Origin of the sequence: Streptosporangium sp. CA-115845 (assembly GCF_050943795.1) — a bacterium.
GTDB lineage: Bacteria > Actinomycetota > Actinomycetes > Streptosporangiales > Streptosporangiaceae > Streptosporangium.
The window spans coordinates 5,401,475-5,426,427 of the sequence record NZ_CP191988.1; the positions used below are offsets into that span (position 1 = coordinate 5,401,475).

At 68.4% G+C, this 24,953-nt stretch carries 18 protein-coding genes and 3 pseudogenes; 9 read left to right on the forward strand and 12 right to left on the reverse strand.

What is annotated here, in order from left to right:
- Positions 1-92: 92 nt before the first annotated feature.
- Together ACQP0P_RS26585 and ACQP0P_RS26590 are read right to left on the reverse strand one after the other, a co-directional pair.
- Positions 93-1,358, reverse strand: a complete 1,266-nt coding sequence (locus tag ACQP0P_RS26585; protein WP_433359204.1) for an MFS transporter — start codon at positions 1,356-1,358, stop codon at positions 93-95.
- Positions 1,355-3,007: an ABC-F family ATP-binding cassette domain-containing protein gene (locus tag ACQP0P_RS26590; RefSeq protein ID WP_433359205.1), complete on the reverse strand. Its 1,653-nt coding sequence runs from the start codon at positions 3,005-3,007 to the stop codon at positions 1,355-1,357. The genes ACQP0P_RS26585 and ACQP0P_RS26590 overlap by 4 nt, the downstream gene beginning before the upstream one ends.
- A gap of 394 nt (positions 3,008-3,401) precedes the next feature.
- Here ACQP0P_RS26590 and ACQP0P_RS26595 point away from each other — a divergent pair, with 394 nt between their 5' ends.
- On the forward strand, positions 3,402-4,547 hold the full coding sequence (locus ACQP0P_RS26595; protein WP_433359206.1) for a serine hydrolase domain-containing protein: 1,146 nt from the start codon (positions 3,402-3,404) through the stop codon (positions 4,545-4,547).
- Positions 4,548-4,631: 84 nt separating this feature from the next.
- Here ACQP0P_RS26595 and ACQP0P_RS26600 read toward each other — a convergent pair whose 3' ends face one another.
- Complete coding sequence (locus ACQP0P_RS26600) at positions 4,632-4,823, reverse strand: hypothetical protein (protein ID WP_433359207.1); 192 nt, start codon at positions 4,821-4,823, stop codon at positions 4,632-4,634.
- A gap of 77 nt (positions 4,824-4,900) precedes the next feature.
- Here ACQP0P_RS26600 and ACQP0P_RS26605 point away from each other — a divergent pair, with 77 nt between their 5' ends.
- A complete protein-coding gene (locus tag ACQP0P_RS26605) occupies positions 4,901-5,605 on the forward strand; it encodes a DUF2306 domain-containing protein (RefSeq protein WP_433359208.1) in 705 nt (234 codons plus the stop codon).
- Positions 5,606-5,767: 162 nt separating this feature from the next.
- On the opposite strand, the pseudogene ACQP0P_RS26610 reads toward ACQP0P_RS26605, so the two are convergent.
- The 5 genes and pseudogenes from ACQP0P_RS26610 to ACQP0P_RS26630 form a co-directional block, all read right to left on the reverse strand.
- Positions 5,768-6,073: pseudogene (locus ACQP0P_RS26610) on the reverse strand (response regulator transcription factor); the annotation flags it as partial.
- 39 nt (positions 6,074-6,112) lie between these two features.
- Positions 6,113-7,317, reverse strand: a pseudogene (locus tag ACQP0P_RS26615) (RNA-guided endonuclease InsQ/TnpB family protein); the annotation flags it as partial.
- Positions 7,318-7,564: 247 nt separating this feature from the next.
- Positions 7,565-7,804: pseudogene (locus ACQP0P_RS26620) on the reverse strand (response regulator); the annotation flags it as partial.
- Positions 7,792-9,111 (reverse strand): sensor histidine kinase, encoded by a 1,320-nt coding sequence (locus tag ACQP0P_RS26625; RefSeq protein WP_433359209.1) that lies wholly within the window; start codon positions 9,109-9,111, stop codon positions 7,792-7,794. The pseudogene ACQP0P_RS26620 and the gene ACQP0P_RS26625, both read right to left, overlap by 13 nt.
- 249 nt (positions 9,112-9,360) lie before the next feature.
- Positions 9,361-9,957 carry a TetR family transcriptional regulator gene (locus ACQP0P_RS26630; protein ID WP_433359210.1) on the reverse strand — a complete coding sequence of 199 codons (597 nt, stop codon included), beginning with the start codon at positions 9,955-9,957 and terminating at the stop codon, positions 9,361-9,363.
- A gap of 75 nt (positions 9,958-10,032) precedes the next feature.
- Between ACQP0P_RS26630 and ACQP0P_RS26635 the strand changes: the two genes are divergently transcribed.
- Complete coding sequence (locus ACQP0P_RS26635; RefSeq protein WP_433359211.1) at positions 10,033-10,887, forward strand: SDR family oxidoreductase; 855 nt, start codon at positions 10,033-10,035, stop codon at positions 10,885-10,887.
- Positions 10,888-10,944: 57 nt separating this feature from the next.
- Here the strand turns inward: ACQP0P_RS26635 and ACQP0P_RS26640 are convergent, their stop codons facing one another.
- Positions 10,945-11,100: a hypothetical protein gene (locus ACQP0P_RS26640; RefSeq protein WP_433359212.1), complete on the reverse strand. Its 156-nt coding sequence runs from the start codon at positions 11,098-11,100 to the stop codon at positions 10,945-10,947.
- A gap of 422 nt (positions 11,101-11,522) precedes the next feature.
- On the opposite strand from ACQP0P_RS26640, the gene ACQP0P_RS26645 reads away from it, so the two are divergent.
- Positions 11,523-14,420, forward strand: a complete 2,898-nt coding sequence (locus ACQP0P_RS26645; RefSeq protein ID WP_433359213.1) for a M20/M25/M40 family metallo-hydrolase — start codon at positions 11,523-11,525, stop codon at positions 14,418-14,420.
- Positions 14,421-14,461: 41 nt separating this feature from the next.
- Here the strand turns inward: ACQP0P_RS26645 and ACQP0P_RS26650 are convergent, their stop codons facing one another.
- Entirely contained in the window at positions 14,462-15,652 is a 1,191-nt protein-coding gene (locus ACQP0P_RS26650) for an RNA-guided endonuclease InsQ/TnpB family protein (protein WP_433359214.1), read from the reverse strand.
- Positions 15,653-16,175: 523 nt separating this feature from the next.
- Between ACQP0P_RS26650 and ACQP0P_RS26655 the strand changes: the two genes are divergently transcribed.
- Positions 16,176-18,317, forward strand: coding sequence for a DEAD/DEAH box helicase (locus ACQP0P_RS26655; RefSeq protein WP_433359215.1), 2,142 nt, complete (start codon positions 16,176-16,178; stop codon positions 18,315-18,317).
- A gap of 351 nt (positions 18,318-18,668) precedes the next feature.
- Here ACQP0P_RS26655 and ACQP0P_RS26660 read toward each other — a convergent pair whose 3' ends face one another.
- Positions 18,669-19,325 carry a LuxR C-terminal-related transcriptional regulator gene (locus ACQP0P_RS26660; RefSeq protein WP_433359216.1) on the reverse strand — a complete coding sequence of 219 codons (657 nt, stop codon included), beginning with the start codon at positions 19,323-19,325 and terminating at the stop codon, positions 18,669-18,671.
- Positions 19,326-19,332: 7 nt separating this feature from the next.
- The gene (locus tag ACQP0P_RS26665) at positions 19,333-20,067 is read right to left on the reverse strand and encodes a helix-turn-helix domain-containing protein (RefSeq protein ID WP_433359217.1); all 735 of its coding nucleotides are present in this window, start codon (positions 20,065-20,067) and stop codon (positions 19,333-19,335) included.
- 126 nt (positions 20,068-20,193) lie between these two features.
- Here ACQP0P_RS26665 and ACQP0P_RS26670 point away from each other — a divergent pair, with 126 nt between their 5' ends.
- Genes ACQP0P_RS26670 through ACQP0P_RS26685 form a run of 4 tightly spaced genes read left to right on the forward strand, consistent with a single transcriptional unit; the run spans position 20,194 to position 24,927 of the window.
- Positions 20,194-21,693, forward strand: a complete 1,500-nt coding sequence (locus tag ACQP0P_RS26670; protein ID WP_433359218.1) for an argininosuccinate lyase — start codon at positions 20,194-20,196, stop codon at positions 21,691-21,693.
- Positions 21,690-22,595 (forward strand): hypothetical protein, encoded by a 906-nt coding sequence (locus ACQP0P_RS26675; RefSeq protein WP_433359219.1) that lies wholly within the window; start codon positions 21,690-21,692, stop codon positions 22,593-22,595. The genes ACQP0P_RS26670 and ACQP0P_RS26675 overlap by 4 nt, the downstream gene beginning before the upstream one ends.
- Positions 22,592-23,623 carry a PLP-dependent cysteine synthase family protein gene (locus ACQP0P_RS26680; protein WP_350953257.1) on the forward strand — a complete coding sequence of 344 codons (1,032 nt, stop codon included), beginning with the start codon at positions 22,592-22,594 and terminating at the stop codon, positions 23,621-23,623. The genes ACQP0P_RS26675 and ACQP0P_RS26680 overlap by 4 nt, the downstream gene beginning before the upstream one ends.
- On the forward strand, positions 23,620-24,927 hold the full coding sequence (locus ACQP0P_RS26685) for an ATP-grasp domain-containing protein (RefSeq protein ID WP_433359220.1): 1,308 nt from the start codon (positions 23,620-23,622) through the stop codon (positions 24,925-24,927). The genes ACQP0P_RS26680 and ACQP0P_RS26685 overlap by 4 nt, the downstream gene beginning before the upstream one ends.
- The last annotated feature ends 26 nt before the right edge of the window (positions 24,928-24,953 follow it).

Consider the following 24,953-nt stretch of genomic DNA (forward strand, 5'->3'; position numbering starts at 1 on the left):
CGGCCGTGCCGGCCGATTCGCGACCTGTCCTGGCGGGCACGGCTCAGTGGGTCAGGTCGCCGGCACGCACGCGGCGGAACACCGTGGGCTGCTCAGACGTCTAGCGGATGCTGTAGCTCGCTTTCTCGCATGCGCCCGGCCATGATGGCGACCAACGCCAGGATCGGCGGAATGACCCCGGCACCCACGAAGATCGTATGAATGGGCACGAGGAGCGAAAGCGGTCCGGCGATGGCTATCGAGATCGGCATGAAGGCGATGGAGACGAAGAAGTCCAGGCTCGCGACCCGGCCGATCATCTCCGGAGGTACCAATCGCTGCAGCAGTGTTCCCCAGAGCACGACGCCGGCTCCGCTCGTCGCACCCACGAGGAACAGAGCGGTGAGCATGACGCTCAGCGAGTGAGTCAACCCGAGTACGACCAGCGGTAACGCGGCTCCGCCCCAGCAGGTGAGCATGACGGTCAGGTAGCGGCGCGGCAGCTTCCACGACGACACGAGAAGTGAACCGATTGCTCCGCCTATGCCGTAGGCGGCGAGCAGTATCCCGAAGGTGGACTCGGCGTCCGCGAACCGTTCGCGTGCGATGAAGGGCAGAAGTACTTCGATCGGTCCCTGGATGACGAGTGCGAGCATCGATCCGAAAAGCAATGTCCACAGCAGCCAGCGCGTCCGGACTACATAGCTGTAACCGGCTTTGAGGTCGTCCAGGACGCTGGGTCGCTCGTCGGATTCGGAGCGTGTTACCGACTCACCGGCTCGACTGAGTAGGAGGGTCGCGCTGAATGCCAGCGCGAATCCGGCTGCGACGATGACCGCGCCCACCGCGGGGAAGGACGCTCCGACGACAGCTCCACCGAGAGCCGGTCCCAGGCCTTGCTGCATCGTGGGTCGCAGTGCGCCCTCAAGTCCGTTGGCGGCCAACAGTTGCTCCGCCGGGAGCACTCGCGGAAGGTATGCGCTGTATGCGGGATAGAAGAAGGCGGCTCCCGCTCCAACGACAAACGACGCGATCCCCAGCTGCCAGAGCTGGACGAGCCCGCTCAGCGACAGCACCGCGATAAGGCTCATTGTCAGAGCGTTCACGCCCTGCACGACGATGATGATCTTTCGTTTCGAGAATCGATCCGCGAGTACGCCGCCTGGCATCGCGAAAGCGAAAAGTCCAAGGCTCATGCCCGTGGCTACCGTGGACAGTGCAAGGGGACTGTCGTTGAGGGCCAGCACCTGGAAGACCATGACGATCGTCCAGACACCGGTCGCGAAGAGGGAAAGGCCCACGGTGGCGAAGAGCAGCCGATAGTCGCGCAGTTTCAACGGCTGGAAGGCGCGGAGAGTGTGCGGTCGATTACGGCTCATGCCGGCACCTCGCTTCCTGCACCAATGGCAAGGGTGAGCCGAGGCCACTCTTCGACGTCTCTGAGAAGTTGACGATCGTGACTGGACAACACGAGGGCAGCCTGAGTGCTGTGCAGCGCCTCCGTGAGTTCATCGACGAGCGAGATCGATAAATGGTTCGTTGGCTCATCCAGCAAGAGCAAGTGCGGTTGGGACGCGAGCGCCAGGGCGAGGTCCAGTCGTCGCTGCTGTCCCATCGATAGTTCCCCGATACGCTTGCTCGCTTCGCGTGGACGTAGAAGCCCGAGCGAGGACAGCCCGACGGTTTGTCCCGATGGGATCTGGCCGGTGGAGACGAGCATGGCCACGTGTGTCATGTAGACGTCACTGGCGCGGCGTTGGAGCGGAAGCACGGATTCTTGGTGGAGCAGCACTATACGCGCGGTCTGAGCCCGGTAGACACGCCCACTTGAGGCTTGCAGCTCACCTGCCATGACGGCGAGCAGGGTGGACTTGCCCGCGCCGTTCGGTCCTGTCACGACAAGTCGCGACCTACCTTGCAAGGTGACCGATGTCGGCGAGGAGAGCCGCCCGGTCACCGTCACGTCCTCGGCCGTGAGCAGAGGAGTTCCTGATCGCGTACGAAGCTCCGGGAAACGCAGCGGTTGCGGCGGCTCAGGCATCGTCACAGCATGAGCTTCGAGCGCCGACCGCCGGCGATGAACGCTCTGCACGAGTCCCGGTGCGCGGCTTGCGCGCTGGTGCTTGCCGGTGCCCTTGTCGGGTCGCCATCCAGTGACCAACCGGTTCTGCGCTGCGCTGAGCTCGTCCTCCAGTCGAGCTCTCTCCTGTTGCTGCCGCTTGAAGTCCTGTTCCCAGCGCTCACGCTCGGCACGGCGACCTTCCCGGTAACCGTCGTACCCGCCGCCGTAGACGCGAGGGCGGTCGTCGGGAGTCGGATCGAGGTCGACGATGGTCTGTGCCACGTCGCCGAGCAACGCTCGATCGTGGCTGACAAGAACGATTCCACCGGTACGGGCGCGAAGCTGTTGGGTCAGGAACTCCAGCCCGTTGCGGTCCAGGTGGTTGGTGGGTTCATCGAGCAGCAGGAAATCGGCGTCACCGCCGAGTAGGCACGCTAGGCGAACCCGGTACCTCTGACCTACGGAAAGCTCCGATAGACGTCGCGACCAGTCGGACTCCGCGTCCAACGCGTCGAGAGCGACGCGGACTCTGCGTTCCGCGTCCCAGGCATCGAGGGCCTCGGCTCGTTCCAGTGCGGCGGCATAGCGCTCATCCGCAGTGTCATCGCCGTTGGCCAGAGCGATGCTCGCCGCATCCAGTTCGCTGAGCGCAGCCAGGGAATCTGCCACAGCATCGGCGACCACCTCCCCGACCGTGCGCTCGTCAACCGTCGACATCTCCTGCTCGGCAAGCCCGAGAGTCCCCACCCGAGAGACGGAACCCTCGTCTGGCGTCAGCCTGCCCGCGAGAAGGTGCAGGAGCGTTGACTTACCGCGTCCGTTTTCACCCACGATCGCGATTCGAGACGTGGGAGTCGCAGTCAGATCGACTCTGTTGAGAACTGGGGTCGCCCCCAACGAGACCGAAGCCTCTGACACCACAATTTGTGCACGTGAGCGCGCAGGTAGAACTGTTGGGGCAAGCATTCGATTCCTCCGAAGAGGCGCGCCAAAATCCAGCACCGCGAGGGTGTGAGGCGCGCAATATGACGGCGACCGTGAGAGGCCATGACGACAAGACCGCCGCGAACTCGGAGTGTCTCAACGAGCGCGGTAGGCCTGGTCGGCCGTCACAGGAAGTACAAATGCATGCCTCCAGTTCTACCACACGATGCGCGGCGGGTGGGTCACACGACGCCGGTCTTGTGCGCGAAGACGGACCTGCAGGCGGTCACGGAGGTTGAGCCTGGTGACCACGCGCCGCGCGATGCTGGGTAGCGCAGGCCGTACCACGAGACTCCCGCTAGCGGGATCGACGGGGTGATCTCTCACAGAACATGCTTCCAGGGTCAGCAAATGCCCCACCGACAAGGACAGCCCGATGGTCAACCCCCTCATCTCAGCCAAGGCCCGCCGCAACCTCGCCGTCTGCGGGCTCGTCACGGTGATCGCCGCCGGGGCGGCCACCGCTCCCGCGGCGTCGGCCGGCACGGCCCCCGGCCCGCAGGAGTCGCTCGGCAAGCTGGTCGGCAAGGAGTTTCCCGGCGCGCTGGCCGCGGTGCGCGGCCGTGACGGAGTCGAGGAGAACTACACCGCGGGCGTCGGCGACCTGAAGACGGAGCAAGAGGTGCCGGTCGACGGGTACGTGCGGATCGGCAGCAACACCAAGACCTTCGTCGCCACCGTGGTGCTGCAGCTCGTCGGCGAGGGCAGGGTCAAACTGGACGCGCCAATCGAGAAGTACGTGCCGGGACTGATCCGCGGCAAGGCCGGCGACGGCCGCGAGATCACGGTCCGCCAGCTCCTCCAGCACACCAGCGGCCTGCCGAACTACACCGCGTTCATGCACGACGACATCTTCGAGATCCGGCACCGCTACGTCGAGGCCCGCGACATGATCGACCGGGCCCTACGGCACAAGGCCGACTTCGCGCCCGGCAAGGGCTGGCGGTACAGCAACACCGGCTACCTGGTGCTGGGCCTGATCGTGCAGAAAGTCACCGGTCGGCCGATCGCCGAAGAGGTCACCAGGCGGGTGATCGAGCGCGCCGGACTGACCGAGACCTACTGGCCGGGGCCCGGCGACCAGAGCGTCAAGGAGCCGCGCCCCCGCGGCTACGCGGCCAAGAAGTCCTTGGGCGAGCTCGCCGACATCACCGAGCTGGACCCGTCGTGGGGCGGCGCGGCAGGCCAGATCATCGGCACCCCGAGCGACCTCAACCGCTTCTACCTCGCGCTGCTGGACGGCAAGCTGCTCAAGCCCACCCAGCTCCGGGAGATGAAGAAGACGGTCAAGACGCCGGATCTCTTCCCCGGCTGGGAGTACGGGCTCGGCCTGGTCAAGATGAAACTGAGCTGCGGCCAGGTCGCGTGGGGCCACGGCGGCGATATCGACGGCTACGAGACCCGCAACGCCGCGACCACCGACGGCCGGGCAGCCGCAGTCGCGGTGACGGCCCTGCCGAGCAGCGAGGCCGGGGCCAAGAAGGTCATCGACTTCGTTGACGCCATGCTGTGCGCCAAGTAGGCCCTGCCCGCTCGGCGAACCCTCCGATCGGCACCCGTTTCCGCCGCCCGATGACCGCCCTGTGCGAGTGAGGTGACGCGCACCTCAGGGCTCGCATGCCGCGCCGCGGCGTGCGGGGCTCTCGCGTTCCCGCCCGGCCGATGCCGTGCCCCCGCCGTAGCGGGATCGCCCGATGAGGGCCTGGGTGCCGGGCACGGTGAGCAGGGCGAGGCGTTCGGCGTCCTCGGTGCCGGGTTCGGCGGTGTAGATCATGATGCGCAGGTCGCCTCCCGCCACCTCACCTGCATTCCTTTCCGGCCAGGCACCGGCTTGCCGTTGCCAATCCCCTCGCCTACCAGTATCGGAGTACCCTGATGACCGCCTCGACCGCCTCCAAGACCAACCGCCGCCGCTGGTGGTGGGGGCTGATGGCCGTGCTCGCGGTGGGCATCGCCGCCTACGCGGTGCCGCCGTACCTGACCGGGAACCCGGCTGACAGCAATGTGCCGATCGATCCGGACCTCGCCATGCACTACCTGTCCCTCGCGGTGCACGCCGTTCCCGGTGGCCTTGCCCTGATCATCGGGCCGTTGCAGTTCGCGACCCGGCTGCGCGTCAGCAGGCCCAAGCTGCACCGTGTCCTCGGCCGGGTGTACATGATCTCCATCGTGATCGCCTCCGCGGCGGCCGTCTTCGCCGCGGCGGCCACGCTCGGCGGCTTCGCGGTCCAGGTCGCGTTCTACGTGCTCGTGGCGGCCTGGCTGTACACGCTGGCCAAGGCCTACCGGTGCATCCGCCGCGGCGAGGTGCAACTGCACCGGATCTGGATGATCCGCAACTACACCCTGACGTTCGCCGCGGTCACCCTGCGCGTCTACCTAATCCTCGGCCTGCAGTTGAAGAAGTCGTTCACCTCGCTGGAGTTCGACCAGCTCTACACCGCCAGTGTGTGGGCGTCCATCCTGGTCAACGTCCTCGTGGCCGAATATTTCATCATTCAGCGCACGCTGGCACCGCTGGCCCGCCGTCAGCAGCGCCGGGAGACCACACCGGTCACCACGTCGGCCGCAGCCGGTTAAGGGCGCCGAGCAGGAGCGGGACATTCTGCGGACGGGTCCGGTTCCGTGACGTCCACCATGGTCTTGGCGGTCTTCCTGCCGGGTTTCCTGGGTGCGTACCCGCTTGGGTGGATCCCGCGGATGGCCTGCTCGCCGATGCCGGGCCAGTCAGTACTACGGTCGCTACCGGCGGCCGCCGTCCTTGAGGTAGTGCAGGACGGCGGCGACGCGCCGGTTCGTCCGGTCGGTGGGCGCCAGGTCGAGCTTGGCGAAGATGTTGCGGATGTGCTTGTGCACGGCGCCGTCGGTGACGAAGAGCCTCTCGGCGATGGCAGCGTTCCCCAGCCCCTCGGCCATCAGGGCCAGCACGTCGCGCTCGCGAGGGCTGAGCCGCTCCAACCGGTTGTCGAACCGGGCACGGGACAGGAGCTGCGCGACGACCTCCGGGTCGATGGCCGTGCCTCCTTCCGCCACCCGATGCAGCGCGCTCTTGACATCCTCCCCCTCGTAAACGAGGGGGATTCCCACGGTCGCCCGTGAGGGTTCCTGCTTCACCGCCGGTTGCCCGCCCGAGAGGACTCTCGTTGAGGTCTTACACCAGCTCCACAGGCGTTTTACCTCTCCGCCAGCCCGGCGGCGAGGATGTTCTTCGCGGCGTTGACATCCCGGTCATGGGCGGCACCGCAGGCACACACCCACTCGCGAACCCCCAACGGCATGGACCGCTGGATCGCGCCGCACGCCGAGCACAGCTTCGAACTGGGAAACCAGCGGTCCACCGCTACCAGCGTGCGCCCGTACCACCGGGCCTTGTACTCCAGCATGGAGCGCAACTCCCGCCAGGACGCATCCGAGACGGCGCGGGCCAGCGAGCGGTTCTTGACCAGGTTGCGGACGGTCAGGTCTTCCACGGCGATCACTTGGTTCTCGCGAACAAGCCGTGTCGTGACCTGGTGCAGGTGATCCCTTCTGCGGTCGGCGATCCGGGCGTACACCCCGGCGGCCTTCAGCCTCGCCTTGGCCCGGTTGTTCGACCCCTTCTCCTTGCGGGCCAGCGCCCGCTGGGCCTTGGCCAGCTTGCGGCGGTCGGCTCGTTCGTGACGCGGGTTGACGATCTTCTCCCCGGTCGACAGCGTCGCCAGTGCGGTGATGCCCGCGTCCACCCCCACGCTCTGCTCGACCGGCGGCAGAGGGCTGATCTTCTCCTCGACCAGCAGGGACACGAACCAGCGGCCCGCCGCGTCCCTGCTCACAGTGACCGTGGACGGCTGCGCGCCCTCGGGAAGGGGACGCGACCACACGATGGCCAGCGGCGCGTCCATCTTCGCCAGCGTCAGTGCGCCCTCACGCCGGCGAAACGCCGACCGGGTGTACTCGGCCGACGCCCGCGACTTCTTCCTGCTCTTGAACGTGGGGTACTTAGCGCGTTTGGCGAAGAAGTTGGAGAACGCCGCCTGCAGGTGGCGCAGCGCCTGCTGGAGCGGGACCGACGACACCTCGGACAGGAAGTCGTAGGCACCGCTGCGTTTCCACTCGGTCAGCGTGGCCGAGGACTCCACGTAGGAGACGCGACGCCCTTGGAGGGTGTAGGCGCGGGTGCGTTCTTCCAGGGCCTTGTTGTAGACCAGGCGCACACAGCCGAACGTCCGGGCCAGCTCGCCGGCCTGCTCGGGGGTCGGGTGGAAGCGGTACTTGTAGGCCCGCTTCACGATCTGCGCCACGCCTCGCACCATACCGTGCGATCAGCTGAGGATCGTGCGTGTGTTCGGTACGGCGGTCCGCCTGGCGGCGAATCGCCTGCCCCTGTCCTGCTCCGCAGGAGCCCGATTCCTCCCCCGCCTGAAGGCGGGGGTCTCCTCGGAGGTATCTGATGAACTCCTGGACCCGCCCGACCCGCTCCTTGAGCAGGTAGCCGAGGCGGGAGCTGCCGTGCACGAGCAAGTCAGTGGCGAACGCCTGCTCCACATACGCCGACAAGACGAGCACAGCCAGGGTCGGCTGGCGGTGCCGGGCCGCGACGGCGGCGACGATGCCCTCGTCGGTGTGGGTCGGTGGCATCCGGACGTCAACGATGGCGACGTCCGGTTTGTGGGCGTCGATGGCGGTCAGAAAACCGTCGGGGTCGGCGACGGTGGCCACGACGTCGAGCGACTCGGCACGCAGCAGCAGTGCGAGACCTTCGCGCAGGAGAGGGTCGTCCTCGGCGATCACAATCCGCATGGCAGGCTCACGTTCAGGATCGTAGGCCCGCCTGGAGGGCTGGTCAGCATGAATGTCCCATCGTGTGCTTCGGCTCGGCGGCGGATCCCGCCGAGCCCGGACCCGCTGTGCTCGTCGGCCCGGCCGCGGCCGTCGTCGATGATCCGGAGGTGCAACCAGTCGTCGCGTCGATGGACGGCGACGGTGGCGTGTCCGGCCTGGCTGTGCCTGGCGATGTTGGTGAGCGCCTCAGCCACCACGAAGTAGGCCGTAGCCTCGACGGATGCGGCGCACCGGCCGGGGAGGCCGGCGTCGACCTCGCAGGGAACCGGGCAGGCGGCGGCCAGCCCCGTCAGCGCGTCAGCCAGGCTCCTGTCCTCCAGCACCGGGGGCAGGATGCTGCGTACGACCGTGCGGAGATCGGACAGGGCCTGCTCAGCGGCTCCCTGCGCGCGTTCGAGGATCTCCTCGGCGCTGGACGGGTCGCGGGCAACCGCCCGGCGCGCGGCGCCGAGCAGGACCGTGACGGCGACGATCCGGTTCTGGGTACCGTCGTGCAGGGACCGCTCTATCCGCCGCAGCTCGGCGGCGTGCGCGTCCAGCGCGGCCGCGCGGGTCGCGGTGAGCTGGGCGACCCGCAGGGTGAGGTCGGTATCGGCGCCGGCGGTCAAGAGCCGCCGTCCCCCCCAAGCCTGCAGCCGTGCCATACCCGGCGTGAACAGCACGAAGAGGATGATCCAGCCGATGCCGAGTATGGAGACCGCCATAGCGCTGGGCAGGTCGTCCACCACCCAGAGCCCCAGGGCCGCGTCGGCCACCACGTCCGGCGGCGGCAACCACCACCACAGCGGGAGGGTGAAGTCGAGGACCGCGCGGAACGGCAGGGTCAGGCCGACCAGGCCGAGGAACATCCCGAGAGTGGTGTGGCCGACGCTCCAGCCCAGCTCACGCCAGGTGGCCGGGCTCGCCAAGGCAGCACGCAGCCCGGGCGGCGGCGGCTCACGGGCGATGATCTCTGGGCCCCACCGGGAGAGCCTGGCTCGCTCCCGGTCGGCGACGGTACGCAGCCCGCGCAGCGCGGTGGGCGCCAGCAAAAGGCCCACGCCAACGAGGCAGAGCAGCGCGGTGACGGCCAGGCCGAGCAGCACGATCAAGGCCAGGATTGCGGTGCTCAGCCCGCCGACAAGATGGTCGAGCCCGTCCAGGGCCGTGCGGGACCGGGCGAGAACACCCCATGGCCGAGCCCGTCGCAGCCGGCCGTGGCGGGCGTCGGCATCCTCAGCTCCTGACTCAGCGGACATGGCCCCGGCCGGGCCGCGCGAGATCACCGATCAAGAGTACCGGCCGCTGTACCGCGCCGAGCGTGCACACCGTCTCCACGTACAGCCTGCGCGCCGGCGGCGCCACCGTCGCTGCCGGTGTCCCGATCGCCGGCGTCTGCTGCTCGCCGCCGGAGAACAGCCCGGCTCGCCAGGGTGCGCCACATCCTTGCCGACGCCGCGTTCCCTGCGCAAGACTGGCTCCGGCCCTGGCCCTTGCTCCCCTTCTTCTGGGAATGCCGATCACCGCGGCGGCTGTCACGGTGACGGTGCGGTCAGTAGGCGCCGTACTGCTTCGCGCAGGCTGCGGCGGCGGAGGTCGCGTGTGCCGTCCTGGCCGGCGACCTGGTGGAGCGCCGGGGAGGCGATCGTCCATGCGCCGACGAGCCCGAGGACGTAGTTGAGGACGTGGACGGCCGGCATCGCGGCGTCGAGACGCCCTGCATCCTGGGCTTGGGTGATCTGGGTCACCTTGTTGCGGTAGGAGATGAGCTCGGCCTCGGAGACGTCCGTGCGTTCCAGGTTGCGCCAGGAGAACAGGCGCGTCAGTTCCGGGCGGTCCTCCAGGTAGTCCAGGAGCCGCTCGGCGTAGCCGAGCAGGTCATCGGCGTCGAAGGGCACGGTGTCGAGCATCGCCGCCACGTTGTGCACGACGACCTTGTCGAACAGCCGTTCCTTGTCGCCGAAGTACACGTAGATGAGCCGCTTGTTGGCGCCGGCCTTGTCGGCGATGCGGTCGACGCGCGCTCCGGCCAGGCCGTGTTCCTGGAACTCGTCGAACCCCGCGGCCAGCAGCCGTTCCTGGGTCATGCGGGACTGACGTTGCTTGGCCGTCAGGGCAGGGGCTTCGTCCATGCCAGACATGGTACCTAACTGGCTAGATACTTTTCGTGCTACGGTATCTAACTAGTTACCTACAAAGGGGCGAACATGGCTTCCACCTGGTTCATCACCGGAACCTCCAGCGGCTTCGGCCGGCACATGACCGAACTGCTGCTCGACCGCGGCGACCGTGTCGCCGCCACCCTGCGCAACCCGGCCCGCCTCGACGATCTCGCCGCGCGCCACGGCGACCGGCTGTGGCGCGCGCGACTGGACGTCACCGACACCGCCCGCATGCGCGAGGTCGTCGACGCCGCGTTCGCCGACATCGGCCGCATCGACGCGGTCGTCTCCAACGCCGGTTACGGCCTCATCGGCCTGGCCGAGGAGCTGACCGACGAGCAGATCGAGCGCCAGATCGACACCAACGTGACCGCCCCCATCCAGCTCGCCCGCGCGGTGACCCCGCACCTGCGCGCGCAGGGCGGCGGCAGATTCCTGCAGACCTCCAGCATGGGCGGTCACATCGTCTTCCCCGCGATGTCGCTGTACCACACCAGCAAATGGGCCCTCGAAGGCTTCTTCGAGACCTACGCCCTGGAGACCGAGAGATTCGGGATCCGCACCACGCTGATCGAGCCCGGAATGGTCGCCACCGACTTCTACAGTTCGGCGGACGTCACCCCCTCGGCGCTGCCCGCCTACGCCGGCACCCAAGCCGCGGAGTTCACTCACGGCAAGAGCAGTGTCACGCTGGAGGACATGCCCGGTGACCCGCGCAAGGTCGCCGAAGCCATGATTCGCATCGGTGACCTGACCGATCCGCCACGGCGCCAACTCCTCGGCTCCGACGCCCACCGCCTGGTCCACGACGCCCTCAAGGCACGGTTGGAGAGCACCGAGGCCCAATACGAGGTCGCCCTCACCACGGACCGGGACGGCTTCGTGCCGCCCCAGGCTTGACGCTCCTTCTCCCCCGAAGAAGTGGCTGTCCCCACAGGTCACTTGCTTCCCTCTGGATCACTCCTTGCACAGGCGGGCGTAGGCACGGGCGGCCCTCATGCGTTCGGCGGCTTCGTCGTGCTGCGCCGCCCAGCCGGAGACGAAGGCGGCGTGCGCCGGAATCGCCGGGGAGTTCTTCGCGGCTGCAATTCCCAGGCTCTTCGCCGCTTCCATGGCCTTCACCCCGGACTCGAGGGGCTCGGCTCTCCCTTGTCCCGTCCGAAGACGGCTGAGTAACGACGCCGCAGGCTTCGCGTCATGCTACGGACCGCATCGTCGCTCCCCCTCACAGGGCTTTTGACGCTGGGCTTCGACCCCGCCCGTTTCCAGACGAAGCCGCCGGCCTGCTACCGGGCCTCCTGGCAGCTACCCGGACCGGACTCACACCGGCAAGCGACGACGAGCTTACGAACATGCAGATCAGCCGCTATGTCACGGCTCCAGTTCTACTGGGCGCACGAGATCACCTCATTGACAAGCTTGGGAAGAGCCTGAAAGGGTCTCGCGTACAACGAAGATCATCCGACGTTTTTTGGGTCTGACCATTCAGGGAGATCGCGGTGACGCGGAAGAAGCCTCTTGCGCTGACACTTGGCATGTCAGTGCTCCTGTCCACGGGTGTAGCGGCTAACGCGTCCGCGACCGGCCTCGGCGAGGAGCGCTTCCAGCCGGGTGTCACCTACGATCTGTCGGTGACCGACGCCGAGCGCGACGCGATCCACGCGGAAGTCGAGGCGTTGGCTGGACGCGTCAACAGCGCGCGGGCGGGGGACGGCACCTACGACCCGCTCAGTCTGATCGGGGCGATGCTGGACGGGTCGAGCTACGACTCCATCTCCCGAGGCGGCACGGCCGCGACGGCGTACCCCTTCCCGGTCAGCAACACCGAAGCCAACCAGAACGAGTACGACCGCAAGGTCGCCAAGCTCGCCTGGGTGGTCAAGCTGGCCACCGACCTGGGTTTCCCGGTGGTCGTCCAACGCCAGCCCGACAAGTACGTCTACGCGGAGATCGGTGACCCGGACGCCCCGGAGATGGTCATGGCGTTGAGCCACCTCGACTCGCCGACGGCTTCCGTTTCGCCAGCCCAGCTGGCGCGCTGGCGGAACGCCGATGGCAACCTCGGCACTCCTGGTGCGTACCACTCGCCCTATGTCCGGGACGGCTGGGTCTACGGAGCGGGCGTGCAGGACGACAGCGGCCCGACGCTGGCGACGCTGCTCGCGGCCAAGGCGCTGCTCGAGGCGGGGTTGCCCCTCGACCGACGCATCCGCATCGTCATGGGAATCTACGAAGACGGCGGTCCCGGCACGCCCTCGACGACGAACACCGCCACCTTCCAGTCCATCCCGTACAACTCGAACCCGAGCTTCTACGACAACTGGGCCTACAAGAACCTCAACCGGGAGGAGGTCCCGATCGCGGCCTACACCTCCGACTCGCGGTTCCCGGTCATCGTCGGCAACTCCGGATCGGTGACCCCGTCGGTGTCGATGAGCTTGTCCGCAGACAGCACCAAGGCCTTCCGGCTGACGGATGCCACAGCCGGCGTCACCCTGCGTGAAGGCGATCCGACGCTCAAGGACATCGCCTACGGCAGCACCACGCAGATCGCCTCCCGGGCAATCTTCACCCTCGACGTGGCGGGGGCCGGCTCCGCCGAGCGCGACCGATTCGTAGCGGCGATCACCGCCGCCGCGACCACGAAGGGTTGGCTCCCGGCTGCTCCCCGCACCACCCCCAAGGTGCAGACCATGATCACCGGCGACTCGCTCACGCTGGAGATCAACACCGATGTGGCGATGGAGATGCCGACCCCGCAGTACGGCAAGAATGCCGTCGTGTGGGGGATGTTCCTCCTCTCCAAGGGACTCGGCGCACTGGGAACCACGGCCGCCGACATGCAATTGAAGAAAGCCACCGACGGCATCGCCGACCTGTTCTTCCGCGACGGTGTCGAAGGCGAAGCCTATATCGGCAAGTACATGGGCATCCCGGCGAGCCTGTTGCGCAACCCGAGCAACGGCACTCCGAACCTGACCTTTGCCCTCATGGGAGGCATCAATTCGGAGACCCCGACGAGCTTTTACACGGACGCCTCCGGCAGCCTCAGCATGCCGATGTATGTGCGCAGCATGCACGTCACCGCGACTGACTCCAGCCAGGCAACGACGGCGGTCACGGCCGCCTTCCAGGCGAAGGGGTTCACCATCGGCAACCTCGGCTCGCCCATCGGCGCCGGGTTGTACGTCACTCACGACAACCCGCTGACGGCTCTTCAGTTCGGGAGCTACCAAGCCTCGATCAACCGCAACCCGGAGAAGTTTGCGGATCCATATTCCCTCAGGGACGTGGTCTATCCGCAGGGCACGACCGGCGGCACCCTGGCCAGCAACTTCCGCAATAAGATGACCGCCTTCGGCGCGGTGATCCCGGGTAACGAGCGCTGGTGGCACACGGCCAACGAGCGGATGAAGGTCGACTCGGCAGTGCAGATGACCAAGATGATGGCCGATGGCATGCTGGAGATGGCCAGGTACTCCGGGCCCGCCGGTGCCAAGTTCATGTGGGCAAGCATCCCGGGGCTGAACTCCGACCGGGCGGACCTCGACCTGCTCGACGTCACGATCGGAACCTACAAGGACGCGTCGGCCGCTGTCGGCACGAGCCGGTTGGGCACCCAGGCCCTGCTCGGCGCCACCTCGTTCAACATCCCGATGTGGAACGGGCGCGGCAACTCGGCTCCGACGGCCTCGGCTTTCGCACTGGGGCACGCCCCGGGAGGGGTCTACTTGCCCCTGACCGACACCGAGTACCTGAACACCACGTACGTGTCGCCGATGCGCTTGGAGTTCAAGGTGGAGCGCCCCGACTACATGTCGGACGCGGCTTGGGCGAAGTTCGTGGCCGGCGGCTACGGCGACTTCCGGTTCAACATTCTCGTCGGCGACGCGGTTGTGCCGCTGGCCGTTCCTGCGGGGCAGAGTGCGGACAAGTACTTCTCCTCGCGCATCTCGGCCAACAACCCCGACGCCATCTACCTGTCGGTCAACCTCGCGATCACCGATGCCCCGTACGCCGGGGTGCAGGCCATCCTCGCGGATTCCAAGACGGACCTGTACACGGTCAATCCGACGTACTTGGCCTCAAACCCAGATCCGTTCCCCGGGCGCGGAGCCATCGAACAGCGGGGCTTCTTCCTGTTCGGTGATGGGCACAAGAACGCGGAGTTCTCTTCGCCCGACGCGGTCTACGTGACAGTCGCCAACGCGGTCATCGATGCCAAGCCGTCGGCGGCGGTGAGGAAGTTGAAGGGCGACAAGAACGAGTTGACCATCACGGTGAAGCAGACCCACATCGACGGCAGCGAGTCTCCTGTGACGGCCACGTTCACCATCGACAACAACGCTGCCGGCACTTACACCGTCGGCGATTACAAGGTGTACGTCGAAACCAAGGGCAACACCCAGGTGCGGTCGATCTCCATCGTTTGACGTCCTCCCCCGCCTGAAGGGCGGGGGATTTCAACCCGTTCCTACGCTGAGAGGAGGAGTTGAGGTTCGCGGTTCATCGGCTCCGGCAACCCAGATCCTCCCCGCGCAGCAACCGCCCGCCCGGCGGCCGTGTCTCGGATGTTCTTGGCCGCGTTGACGTCGGCATTGACCCGGTGCCCGCAGGCCACACAGGCGAATCGAGATTGGCTCTCTCTCGACTCGGCCGCGCGGTGCCCGCAGGCGTTGCAGGTCTGCGACGTGTAACGCGGGTTGATCCTCTGGACCCGGCCAGGGGCCTTGTGCTCCAGCCGGGTCACGAGCCGGCCCCACCCGTTGGCGAGGATGCCCCGGTTCAGGCCCGCTTTCTGGCGGACGTTGCGGCCGGGCACCTCGACGGTGCCTTTCGCCGACCGGGTCATACCGGCGATCTTCAGGTCTTCGACGCCGATCACATCGAACCGGCGGGCGAGATCGGTACTGGTCTTCTCCACCCAATCCTTGCGGCGGTCCGTCTCACGGGCCTTCACCTTCGCGATGGCCGTTTTGACCTTGCCACGACGGTTCGACCCGCGCTTGGCCCGCACCAGTTTGCGCAGGAGGCGCAGGAGTCGCGTCTTCTCGGTGCCACGCAGACCGGGAGCCTCCAGCATCTCCCCGGTGGACAGGGCAGCCGACACGGCCACCCCCCGGTCCACGCCGACCACCTCACCTGTTCCCGGCGCGAGGATCGGCTCCGGAACGGCGGCGAACGCCACATGCCAGCGCCCGGCGGCGTCTCGGGTGATCCGGTAGGACCTCACACCATCGGGAACGGCACGCGACCAGCGAAACCGCACCCACCCCACTTTGGGGACCTTGACTTCGCCGACGTTGCGGGAGAGATGGCGAACGTCGCCGGGTTTGACCGCGACGATCCGGAACCCTTCGCCCCGCCCGCGTCTCCGCCACGTCGGGCGGCGGTGGGTCTTGCCGAAGAAGTTCGCCATCGCCTGCGCGAAGTCCTTCAGCGCCTGCTGCTGAACGACGATCGACCCGGCGCGCAGCCACGCGAACTCCGCGCGCGCCTCCGTCAACTGGCGGCACTGCTCCGCGAAACCCGGCGCCGCCTTGATGCCCGGCCGCCAGTGGGCGTGCTGCTCAACAGCGAGGTTCCACACATATCGGGCGTGCCCGCAGTGCTCGGCCAGCGTCGCCTCCTGGGCGGGCGAGGGCTGGAGCCGGTAGCGGGACACGCGATCGAACGTACCGAACCCCACCGACAAAACCCGGAGACCACAGTGGCCGACCGTTCCGCGTTTCCTCCCCGCCCCGAAGGACGGGGCATCCACGCTGCAGGTGTTCGGTGACCTGCTCGGAGTCCAGAACGCTCTCAGCCCGGACAGCCTGAGAGTCATGAGTTTTCAGGTGTCACGGAAGCGGGAGTTCTCGGCCGAGGAGGGGCTTGACTTCCTCAACAGCTTCATCGTCAAAGATCTCGAACGGGTCGCGGAGGCGGTCCGCTTGGGTCGGTACGGTGCCGCGCTCGACGCGTACATGCAGACATCCGAACCTGATCGGGTGGATCTACGCCGACGGCCGGAGGTCGTCTTCGATCGCGTGGCACCGGACATGGTTCCGCTTGGACGATGGCCGCAGGGATCGGACGTACCCCTCGCGCTCAGCCAGCAGTTCGCGGTGAACAGCGTGATGGCCGAACTCGCACTTGGCGCCGGCGTGTTCGCGGTGAACGGTCCTCCCGGCACGGGAAAGACCACGATGCTCCGGGACCTGATCGCCGCCATCGTGGTCGAGCGGGCGCAGCGGCTCTCAGAGCTCTCACACCCCGGCGACGCCTTCACCACCACGCACAGATGGATCAGCGGGAAATACAACCGGGTAGTGCGCGCGTGGCGCGAGGATCTCACCGGATTCGAGATCGTGATCGCCTCTGCCAACAACGGAGCAGTACAGAACGTCACCCTGGAGGTTCCCGGCAAGGACGCCGTCCATCCGGAGTGGCATGACACCGCCGACTACTTCGCCGACATCGCGAGCCGTGTCCTCGGCCAGCCTGCCTGGGGACTCGGCGCCGCGTGCCTCGGGCGGAAGACCTACCGGCAGGACTTCGTCCACAAGGCCTGGTACGGCTACGCTTCCACGGACGAACCGGGCCTCCTGGACATGCTCAAGGCGTGGGAGACCGGTGCGGGGAGTGGCGGTTCTGCGAGCTGGGGCGATGCCGTTGAATCGTTCCGGCGCGCCGTCCAGAGAGTGCGTCTCCTTCAGGAGGAGCGTTCGCAGATTCATAGGTGCCAGCAGGAACTCCTGGCGCTGAACCAGAGGATCGAGCCGGTCAGGGTCTCGATCTCGGCTCATGAGGTGAAGCTTGTTGAGGCCCATCGGCAGCTCGGGGCGGTGGAGAGCACCTTGGCCACGGCACAGGAGGAGGCCGCTCACTGGTTACGCAAGCGTCAGGAACATCAGCAGTTCCAGCCAAGCCTGACCACCGCGCTGTTCAGTCTCGGCAAGGCCACGCGTGAGTGGCGCGCCGAGGGGCAACCCATTGTCCAGACCCAGCAGGCCGCACAATCCAAACTCGATCACGCGGAAACAGCACACAAGGCGATCGAGGAAAGCGTCACCAGGATCTCCAGGGACCTCGATGCCGATCAGAGACACCTGAGCGTGCTCTGCCATCAGGCAACCCGGCTTCAGACGGAGATCGATCGGCTCTCGAACGGTATTGAGGACTTCGTTCCCAAGGATGCCTGGTGGAGCGACGAAGCCGCACGGGAACTGGCCGCTCCGTGGACCGATCCGGAATGGAACATCGCCCGTACCGAACTGTTCTTTGAGGCGCTCCGGCTCCATCAGGCTTTCATGCGCGCCGAAGCGACGACCCTGCGCAGGAATCTGTGGGGCGCGGTGGATGTCCTGACCGGTGCGGCTCCCAGGGACACGGCGGAAGACGCCATCCGGGCCGCCTGGCAGAGTCTCTTCTTCGTCGTCCCCGTCGTCTCCAGCACTTTCTCCTCCATCGACCGGATGTTCTCCCACCTGACCCGGGAATCGCTGGGGTGGTTGTTCATCGACGAGGCGGGACAGGCGACGCCGCAGGCGGCTGTCGGTGCGATCTGGCGGTCACGCCGGGTCGTCGCGGTCGGTGACCCCTCGCAGCTTGAACCGATTGTCACCTTGCCGTTCACCAGTCAGCAGGCGCTTCGCCGTACCTTCCGGGTAGCGGAGGAACGCCGGCTCCCTGCAAGGACGTCGGTGCAGCAGTTGGCCGACCACAGCAACGCCTACGGCACCTACCTACCCGGTGATGACGAGCCCGTCTGGGTCGGCGCGCCGCTGCGTGTACACCGCCGGTGTGACCAGCCGATGTTCGACATCTCCAACACCATCGCCTACGACGGTCTGATGGTCTACGGAAAACGACCGAGCGACGCGCTGGACCGGCCCACTAGTAAGTGGATCGACATCGTCTCCACCGAGTCCCATGGTCACTGGATCCCCCAGGAGGGCGAGGCACTCGTCTGGGTATTGAAAGCTCTTGTCGGCGACTACGCCGTCGCTCCGGAAGACATCCTGGTGATCGCCCCCTTCAGGGAAGTCGCACGAAACGCGGCAAGGCTGGTCGCCCCTTGCCGGAAGATCAAGGCTGGCACTGTCCACACCGCCCAGGGGAAGGAAGCCGAGGTCGTGGTCCTCATCCTCGGCGGCGATCCGAGCAAGCCGGGAGCGAAAGGTTGGGCCGCGCAACGCCCCAACCTGCTCAACGTCGCGGTCAGCCGTGCCCGACGTCGGCTCTACGTGATCGGAAACCGTACCGAGTGGGCCCGGCATCGCCACTTCGACGTCCTCGCCGCGAACTTGGGCATACAGGGCGACAGACCGACAGAGCCTCTCTCCTAGCGACCGCAGCGCAGATCCGCGCCCGGGCCGGTGAACTGGCAGGTCGCCCAGATCGCGACGGCCTGCCTGCGCTCCGTTCGTCGCGGAACATGTTGGTGATCAAGGCGAGTATGGACGGCATCGTAGTCGCGCCAACGATGCCCAGCAGCGCACACGATACGACGGCCCCGGCCACGCCCTCTACCTGCCGGGCAACGGTGGCCCCGCCAACGGATGCGTGATCGGGCACGCCACCCGCTACCTCGTCGACCTGAGACTTCCCGCCCCCCGGTACCGTCTGCCGCCACGGGGAATAACTCCCCAGCCCCTGCCGCCCCGCGCCCCCTCGCCGGGCCCGGCGCAGCGAGCGGGTCAGACGACGCCGGCCTTGTGCGCGAAGACGGCCATCTGCAGGCGGTCGCGGAGGTTGAGCTTGCACAGCAGGTTGGAGACGTGGAACTTGACGGTCGCCTGGCTCACGTACAGCCTGCTCGCGATCTCGGTGTTGTTCAGCCCGTCGGCGACCAGGACCAGCACCTCGTGCTCGCGCTCGGTGAGCGACTTGACGGCCTCGGGCGGGCGGTAGGGCAGCCCGTTCTCGAACCGCCGCAGGAAACTGCTGGCGACCTGCGGCGCGAAGAACGCCTCCCCCCGCGCGATGGCCCTGATCGCCCCCACCAGCTCGTCCTGGTCACTGGAGCGCAGCAGGAAGCCGCGGGCTCCGGCGCGTACCGCGTCGAACATGCTCTCCGGCTGCTCGGTCAGGATGACGCTCCGCACCGGACCGGCCAGGGAGTCGGCACGGAGCCGCTCGGTGACCTGGATGCCGTCTAGGCCGGTGAGCCGCTCGTCGACGAGTGCCACGTCGGGTCGCAGGCCGCGGGCCTTGGAGACCGCCTCGAATCCGTCACCGGCGTCCCCCACGACGCGCAGCCCCGGTTCGGCGGCGAGGATCGAGCACAGCGCGGTGCGGAGCAGCCTCTCCGAGTAGCAGATCAGGACCCGGATGTCGGTGGTCGGGCTGTTCATCTCCCGCTCACCTCAGGCGGGCGAGGACGAGGTGCCGGGACGGGACGAGTCCCGCGAGCGGTTCCCTGGCGGTGACGACGACGGCGGTGAAACCGAGCGTCAGCAGTGGCGGCAGCCGGTCGGCGTGCCGCGTGCCGTCGGCGTCGTCGACCAGCAGCAGGCACCGCCCGCCCGAGGTCGGGGACGTCATGCGGGCTATCCGCGCCTGCCGCACGGCGGTGCGCAGCTCGCCGGGGCCGCGCCGGTCCCGGCCGAGGTCGAGGAAGAGCACGTCCAGTGCCATCCGCTGGCGCAGCACGTGGGCGCACTGGACGGCGAGGGTGGTCTTGCCGACTCCGGCCGGGCCCGTGACGGTCACCAGCGCGGGTTCCCCGCCACCGGAGGCGACCGACACCACCTCCTCGATCTCCCGCAGCAGCGGGAGCCGGCTCAGCGCGACGGTGCCGCTCACCGAGGGCAGGCCCCACTCCGGGGGCGGCGCCACGGCGGGAGCACCGAACGAGCGGGGCGGCGCCGCCTCGAAGGTCACCCGGTCCTCACCGGTCAGTTCAAGGGCGGCGGCCAGGCGGCGCACCGAGGTACGGTGCGGGTAACGGGTGCGACCCCGCTCAAGGTCACGCAGCGTGCGCACGCTCAGGCGGGCGCGTTCGGCCAGCTCCTCCTGGGTCAGCCGCGCCTTGTCGCGATGGGTGCGCAGCAGCTGAGCGAATCCCAGGCTGTCGGACAACAGTGCAGACCTCACGTGAATCCTCCCGGTGACGACCAGATGCCGTCAACGTAGGAAGTGCCGGTAATCATCGGATATCGCCCCGATATCGCCGGTCATTCCTCCTGGTCACCCCGCATGCGCGCTGGCAGCGTGAGAGGCATGCTTCCGACAGGACGGATACGACGGGGCCCGGCGCCGCTACTGGACGACGCGGTCCTGACCCAGCGGTTCGACTGGGAGACGCGCACCCTGCTGCGGCACTACCGCTGGATCGAGCTGACCCACACCGGCGAGTACGCCCGGATGGGGCTGTTCGACCGGGACGCGGCCGAGCGGATCCGCCGGGCGGTGCTGGACCTGACGCCCGAGCAGGTCGGAGCCGAGCGCGCGGCGGCCATGTCGGACCCGCTGTTCGCCCTGGAGAGGTGCGTCCAGGCACACGTACCCGAGAGCGCGCACGCCTGGCACGTCGACCGCAGCCGCAACGACGTCCAGGCGTGCGCCCAGCTCATGCTCGGCAGGGAACGGCTGCTGGAGACCGTGACCGCGGTGAGCGGGCTGGCCCGCGCCGCGCTGGAGACCGCGGCCGGGCACACCGAATCGATCATGCCGGGGTACACCCAGCACCAGACCGCGCAGACCATGACCTTCGGCTTCTACCTGGCCGCGCTCGCCGAGGCGGTGACCGGTGCCGCCGAGTCGCTGCAGGCACTGTTCGACGCGGTCAACCTCTGCCCGCTGGGCGCCGGGGCGATGGCCGGTCTGGAGCTGCCGTGGGACCGGGGGCGGATCGCGGTCGCGCTGGGTTTCGACGGCCCGCAGCCGCACGCGCTGACCTCGGTCGCCTCCCGCTCCTGGGTGCTGCGCACGGCCGGGGAGCTGTCGGTGCTCGGCACCACGCTGAGCCGCTTCCTGACCGACCTGATCTGGTGGAGCGGGTCGAGCTGCCGCTTCATCGACCTGCCGGACGAGCTCGCCGGCATCTCCTCGGCGATGCCGCACAAGCGCAACTTCCCGATCCTAGAACGGGTCCGCGGGATGAGCGGCCACCTGGTCGGGCTCTCGTACGACCTCATGATCGGCCAGCGCAACACCGGCTACACCAACCTCGTGGAGGTCTCCAAGGAGAGCACCCGCTTCCTGGAGGACCTCTTCACGACCTGCCACACGATGCTGGCGCTGTTCGAACGGGTGGTCACGGACGTGCGGTTCCACCCAGAGCGGGCCTGCCGGGTGGTGCGGGACGAGCTGATGGCCGCCTCGACCGTCGCCAACCATCTCACCCTGGAGCACGGCGTGCCGGCCAGGGACGCTCAGGTGCTCGTCGGCGCGTGGATCTCGGCCGCCCTGGAGCGGCTCGGCCCCACCGGCACCCTCACTCCCGGCCTGCTCTCGGCGCCGGACCTGGTCTCCGCGGGCGAACGGCTCGGCTTCACCCTGGCCCTCACGGAGGACGAGGTCCGCGAACTGCTGGACCCGGAGGCGGGCGTGTGGCGCAAGCAGACCGCCGGCTCGACCCACCCCGAGCAGGTCCGTCTCCTGCTGGAGCAGGTCGGTGACCGGCTGGCCGCCGTCGACCGGGGAGCCGCCGAGCGGTCCCGATGGCTGCGAGACGCCTGGGAGCACACCACCGGCACGAAGGCGGGCGAGCTGACATGACCATCCAGATGCCGATCCGGGAGAGCGACGGCCGCAGCGGAGGGGTCGGCCGGGGGCGCGCCCCCGGCACCTTCGGCGAACTCCTGCAGGGGATCCTGGGATCCGGTACGGACTTCCTGGTGACCTTCCCCGTGGACCTGTACGTGGAGGCCGTCTTCGAACCCGATCCCCAGCTGGACCAGGTGATCGTCTCGCCGCCGCACAAGAACAAGGCACGGCGCCTCGCCACCGGGATCATGTCCCACTACGGGGTGCACACCGGCGGCTGGCTGATGCTCAACAGCGCGCTCCCCGAGGGCAAGGGCATGGCCAGTTCCACCGCCGACCTGGTCGCCACCGCGCGCGCGGTGGACTCGGCCTTCCGCCTCAAGCTCCCCAACCGGCTGCTGAAACAGATGATGGCCGAGATCGAGCCGTCCGACGGGGTCATGCATCCGGGGATCACCGCGTTCTTCCACCGGCAGGTGCGGCTGCACCGGCGGATGGGCACGCTCCCCCAGCTGACCATCGCCGGGATCGACGACGGGGAGAGCGTCGACACCGTCGCCTTCAACCGGTCGAGGAAGCCGATTCCCGCCCACTGGGCGGTGCGCTACGGCGAGTTGCTCGACCAGCTCACCGGTGCCGTACGCGACCACGACCTGACCGCTGTGGGCCAGGTCGCCACCGCCAGCGCACGGCTGTTCCAGACCTTCAACCCCAAACCCCACCTGGCGGCGGTGGAGGAGATATGCCACGACGTCGGCGGGCTCGGCACGGTCGTCGGTCACAGCGGTACGTGCCTGGGCATCCTGCTGGCCCGGCACGACCCCGAGCACGGTCCCCGGCTGGCCCGCGCCCTCACGGAGCTGGAGCGGCTGGGGCGGCCCCTCATCGTCTGTAGGAGCACGAGCCGGACATGACACTCAGAACCGACGCCATCGACGCCATCGGCCGTACTCCGCTGATGCGGCTGCGCGCGACCGGCGGAGCGACCGTCCACGCGAAACTGGAGCTGGCCAACCCGTACGGAATGAAGGACCGCGTCGCCAGGCAGGCGATCCTGACCGCCAGGGCCGAGGGGGTGCTGGCCGACGGCGGCCTGATCGTGGAGAGCTCCTCGGGCACCCTGGCCATGGGGGTCGCGCTGGTCGGCACGTACCTCGGCCACGAGGTGCACATCGTCACCGACCCCCGGATCGACCCGATCACCATGGCCAAGCTGGAGGCGCTGGGCGCCACTCTGGACATCGTGCCCGCCATGACCGGCAACGGCTGGCAGAGCGCCAGGCTGGAGCGGCTGCGGGCCGTGCTGGCCGCCAACCCCGGCGCGTTCTGGCCCAGGCAGTACGACAACCCGGCCAACCCCGCCGCCTACGACCGCCTCGCCGAGGAGGTGATCTCGGAGATCGGCCGGGTCGACGTACTGGTCGGCGCGGTGGGCAGCGGCGGCTCGCTGTGCGGGACGGCGCGGGCGCTGCGCCGGACCAACCCCGCGCTGCGGGTGGTCGCCGTGGACGCCGTCGGCAGCGCCATCTTCGGCCAGCCCGACGTGCCGAAGCGGTTGCAGAGCGGACTGGGCAACAGCCTGGTTCCGGCCAACGTCGACTTCTCGGTCATCGACGAGGTCCACTGGCTGTCGGACCGGGAGGCCTTCGCCGCTACCCTGGAGCTCGCCTCGCACGAGAAGGTCTTCGCGGGCAACAGCTCCGGCTCCGCCTACCAGGTGGCGCGCTGGCTCGGCTCGCGGCTCGACCCGGACGTGTCGGTGGTGGTGATCTTCCCCGACCGGGGCGACCGGTACGTCAACACCATCTACAGCGCCGAGTACCGGGCGGCGCACGGCCTGACCGACCTGCGCCCGCCACTCGCCCCCGAACCGATCCAGCTCACCGACACCGCCGTGACCTGGTCCTACGCGACGCTCGGCCGGTCCTTGGAGTACGCATGAACCCCGTCCTCGTCTTCGTCGAGTCCAACACCACCGGCTCCGGGATGCTGGCCTTCGCCAGGGCCGCCGCGCTGGGGTTCACCCCGGTGCTGGCCACCGCCGACCCGGCCCGCTACACCGGGCTGGCGGCCACCGGGGTGCGGGCCGTCACCTGCGACACCGACTCTCCCGCCACCCTGGCGACAGAGCTGCGCCGCGCCCTGGGGAAGATCGCCGGGGTCACCACGACCAGTGAGTTCTACACCGTCGCGGTCGCCCGGCTGGCCGCCGACCTCGGGCTGCCCGGCAACCCGCCGGAGGCCGTGGCCGCCTGCCGGGACAAGGGGCGGACCCGCCGGATCCTGGCCGCGGCCCGGCTGCCCTCCCCCGCCTTCGAACTGGTCGGCCCCCGCGACGACATCGACACCCGAGTCGTGATCGCGCTGTCGCGGATCGCGCTGCCCTGCGTGGTCAAGCCTGTCGACGACACCGGCTCGCTGAGCGTGGTGCTCTGTCACACGCCCGGGGAGGTGGCGGCGCACTGCCGCCGGATCACCTCGGCCGCCGTCAACGTGCGGGGCCAGGCCACCGCGAGGACCGCGCTGATCGAGGGCTATCTGGCAGGCCCCGAGTACAGCGTCGAGACGGTCGGCTCCGGCGGGTCGCACCGCTGTGTCGGCGTCACCGCCAAGCGGGTGACGGCGCCGCCGCACTTCGTGGAGCGCGGGCACGTCTTCCCCGCGCCGCTGCCGGCGGACGAGACCCGGATCCTCGTCGAAACCGCGTTCCGCGCGCTGGCCGCCGTCGGTGTCACCCACGGTGCCACCCACATCGAGATGAAGCTCATCGACGGCCACGCGTACGTCGTGGAGATCAACGCCCGTCCCGCGGGGGGCATGATCCCCGAGGTCATCGCGCGGGCGGGTGGCTTCGACCTGCTCGACGCCCACCTACGGGCCGCGGTCGACCTGGAGCAGCTGCCGCTGCCCGAGCGGTGCGCCCCGGCGGGGATCGCCTTCCTGCTGCCGCCGGAGCGCGCCGCGACCGGGCGGGGGAAGGCCGTCCTGCGGGAGGTGGCCGGGACGCGGGAGGCCGGTGCCGTGCCGGGCGTCGACACGGTGGCCGTCACCGCGCCGCGGGGTTGCGAGGTGCGGCCGGCCCGCAGCAGCTACGACCGGCTGGGCTATGTGATCGCGCACGCGTCCGGCCATCGCGAGCTGGACGAGACGCTGAGCACCGCGCTGGGCCACCTGCGGCCCGTGCTGCTCCACGAGTTTCCGCCGATCGAGATCCCCCGCCAGGAGTACCGGACCTCGTTCTCCTGAGTCTCCGTCCCCCGACTGCCCCTGGC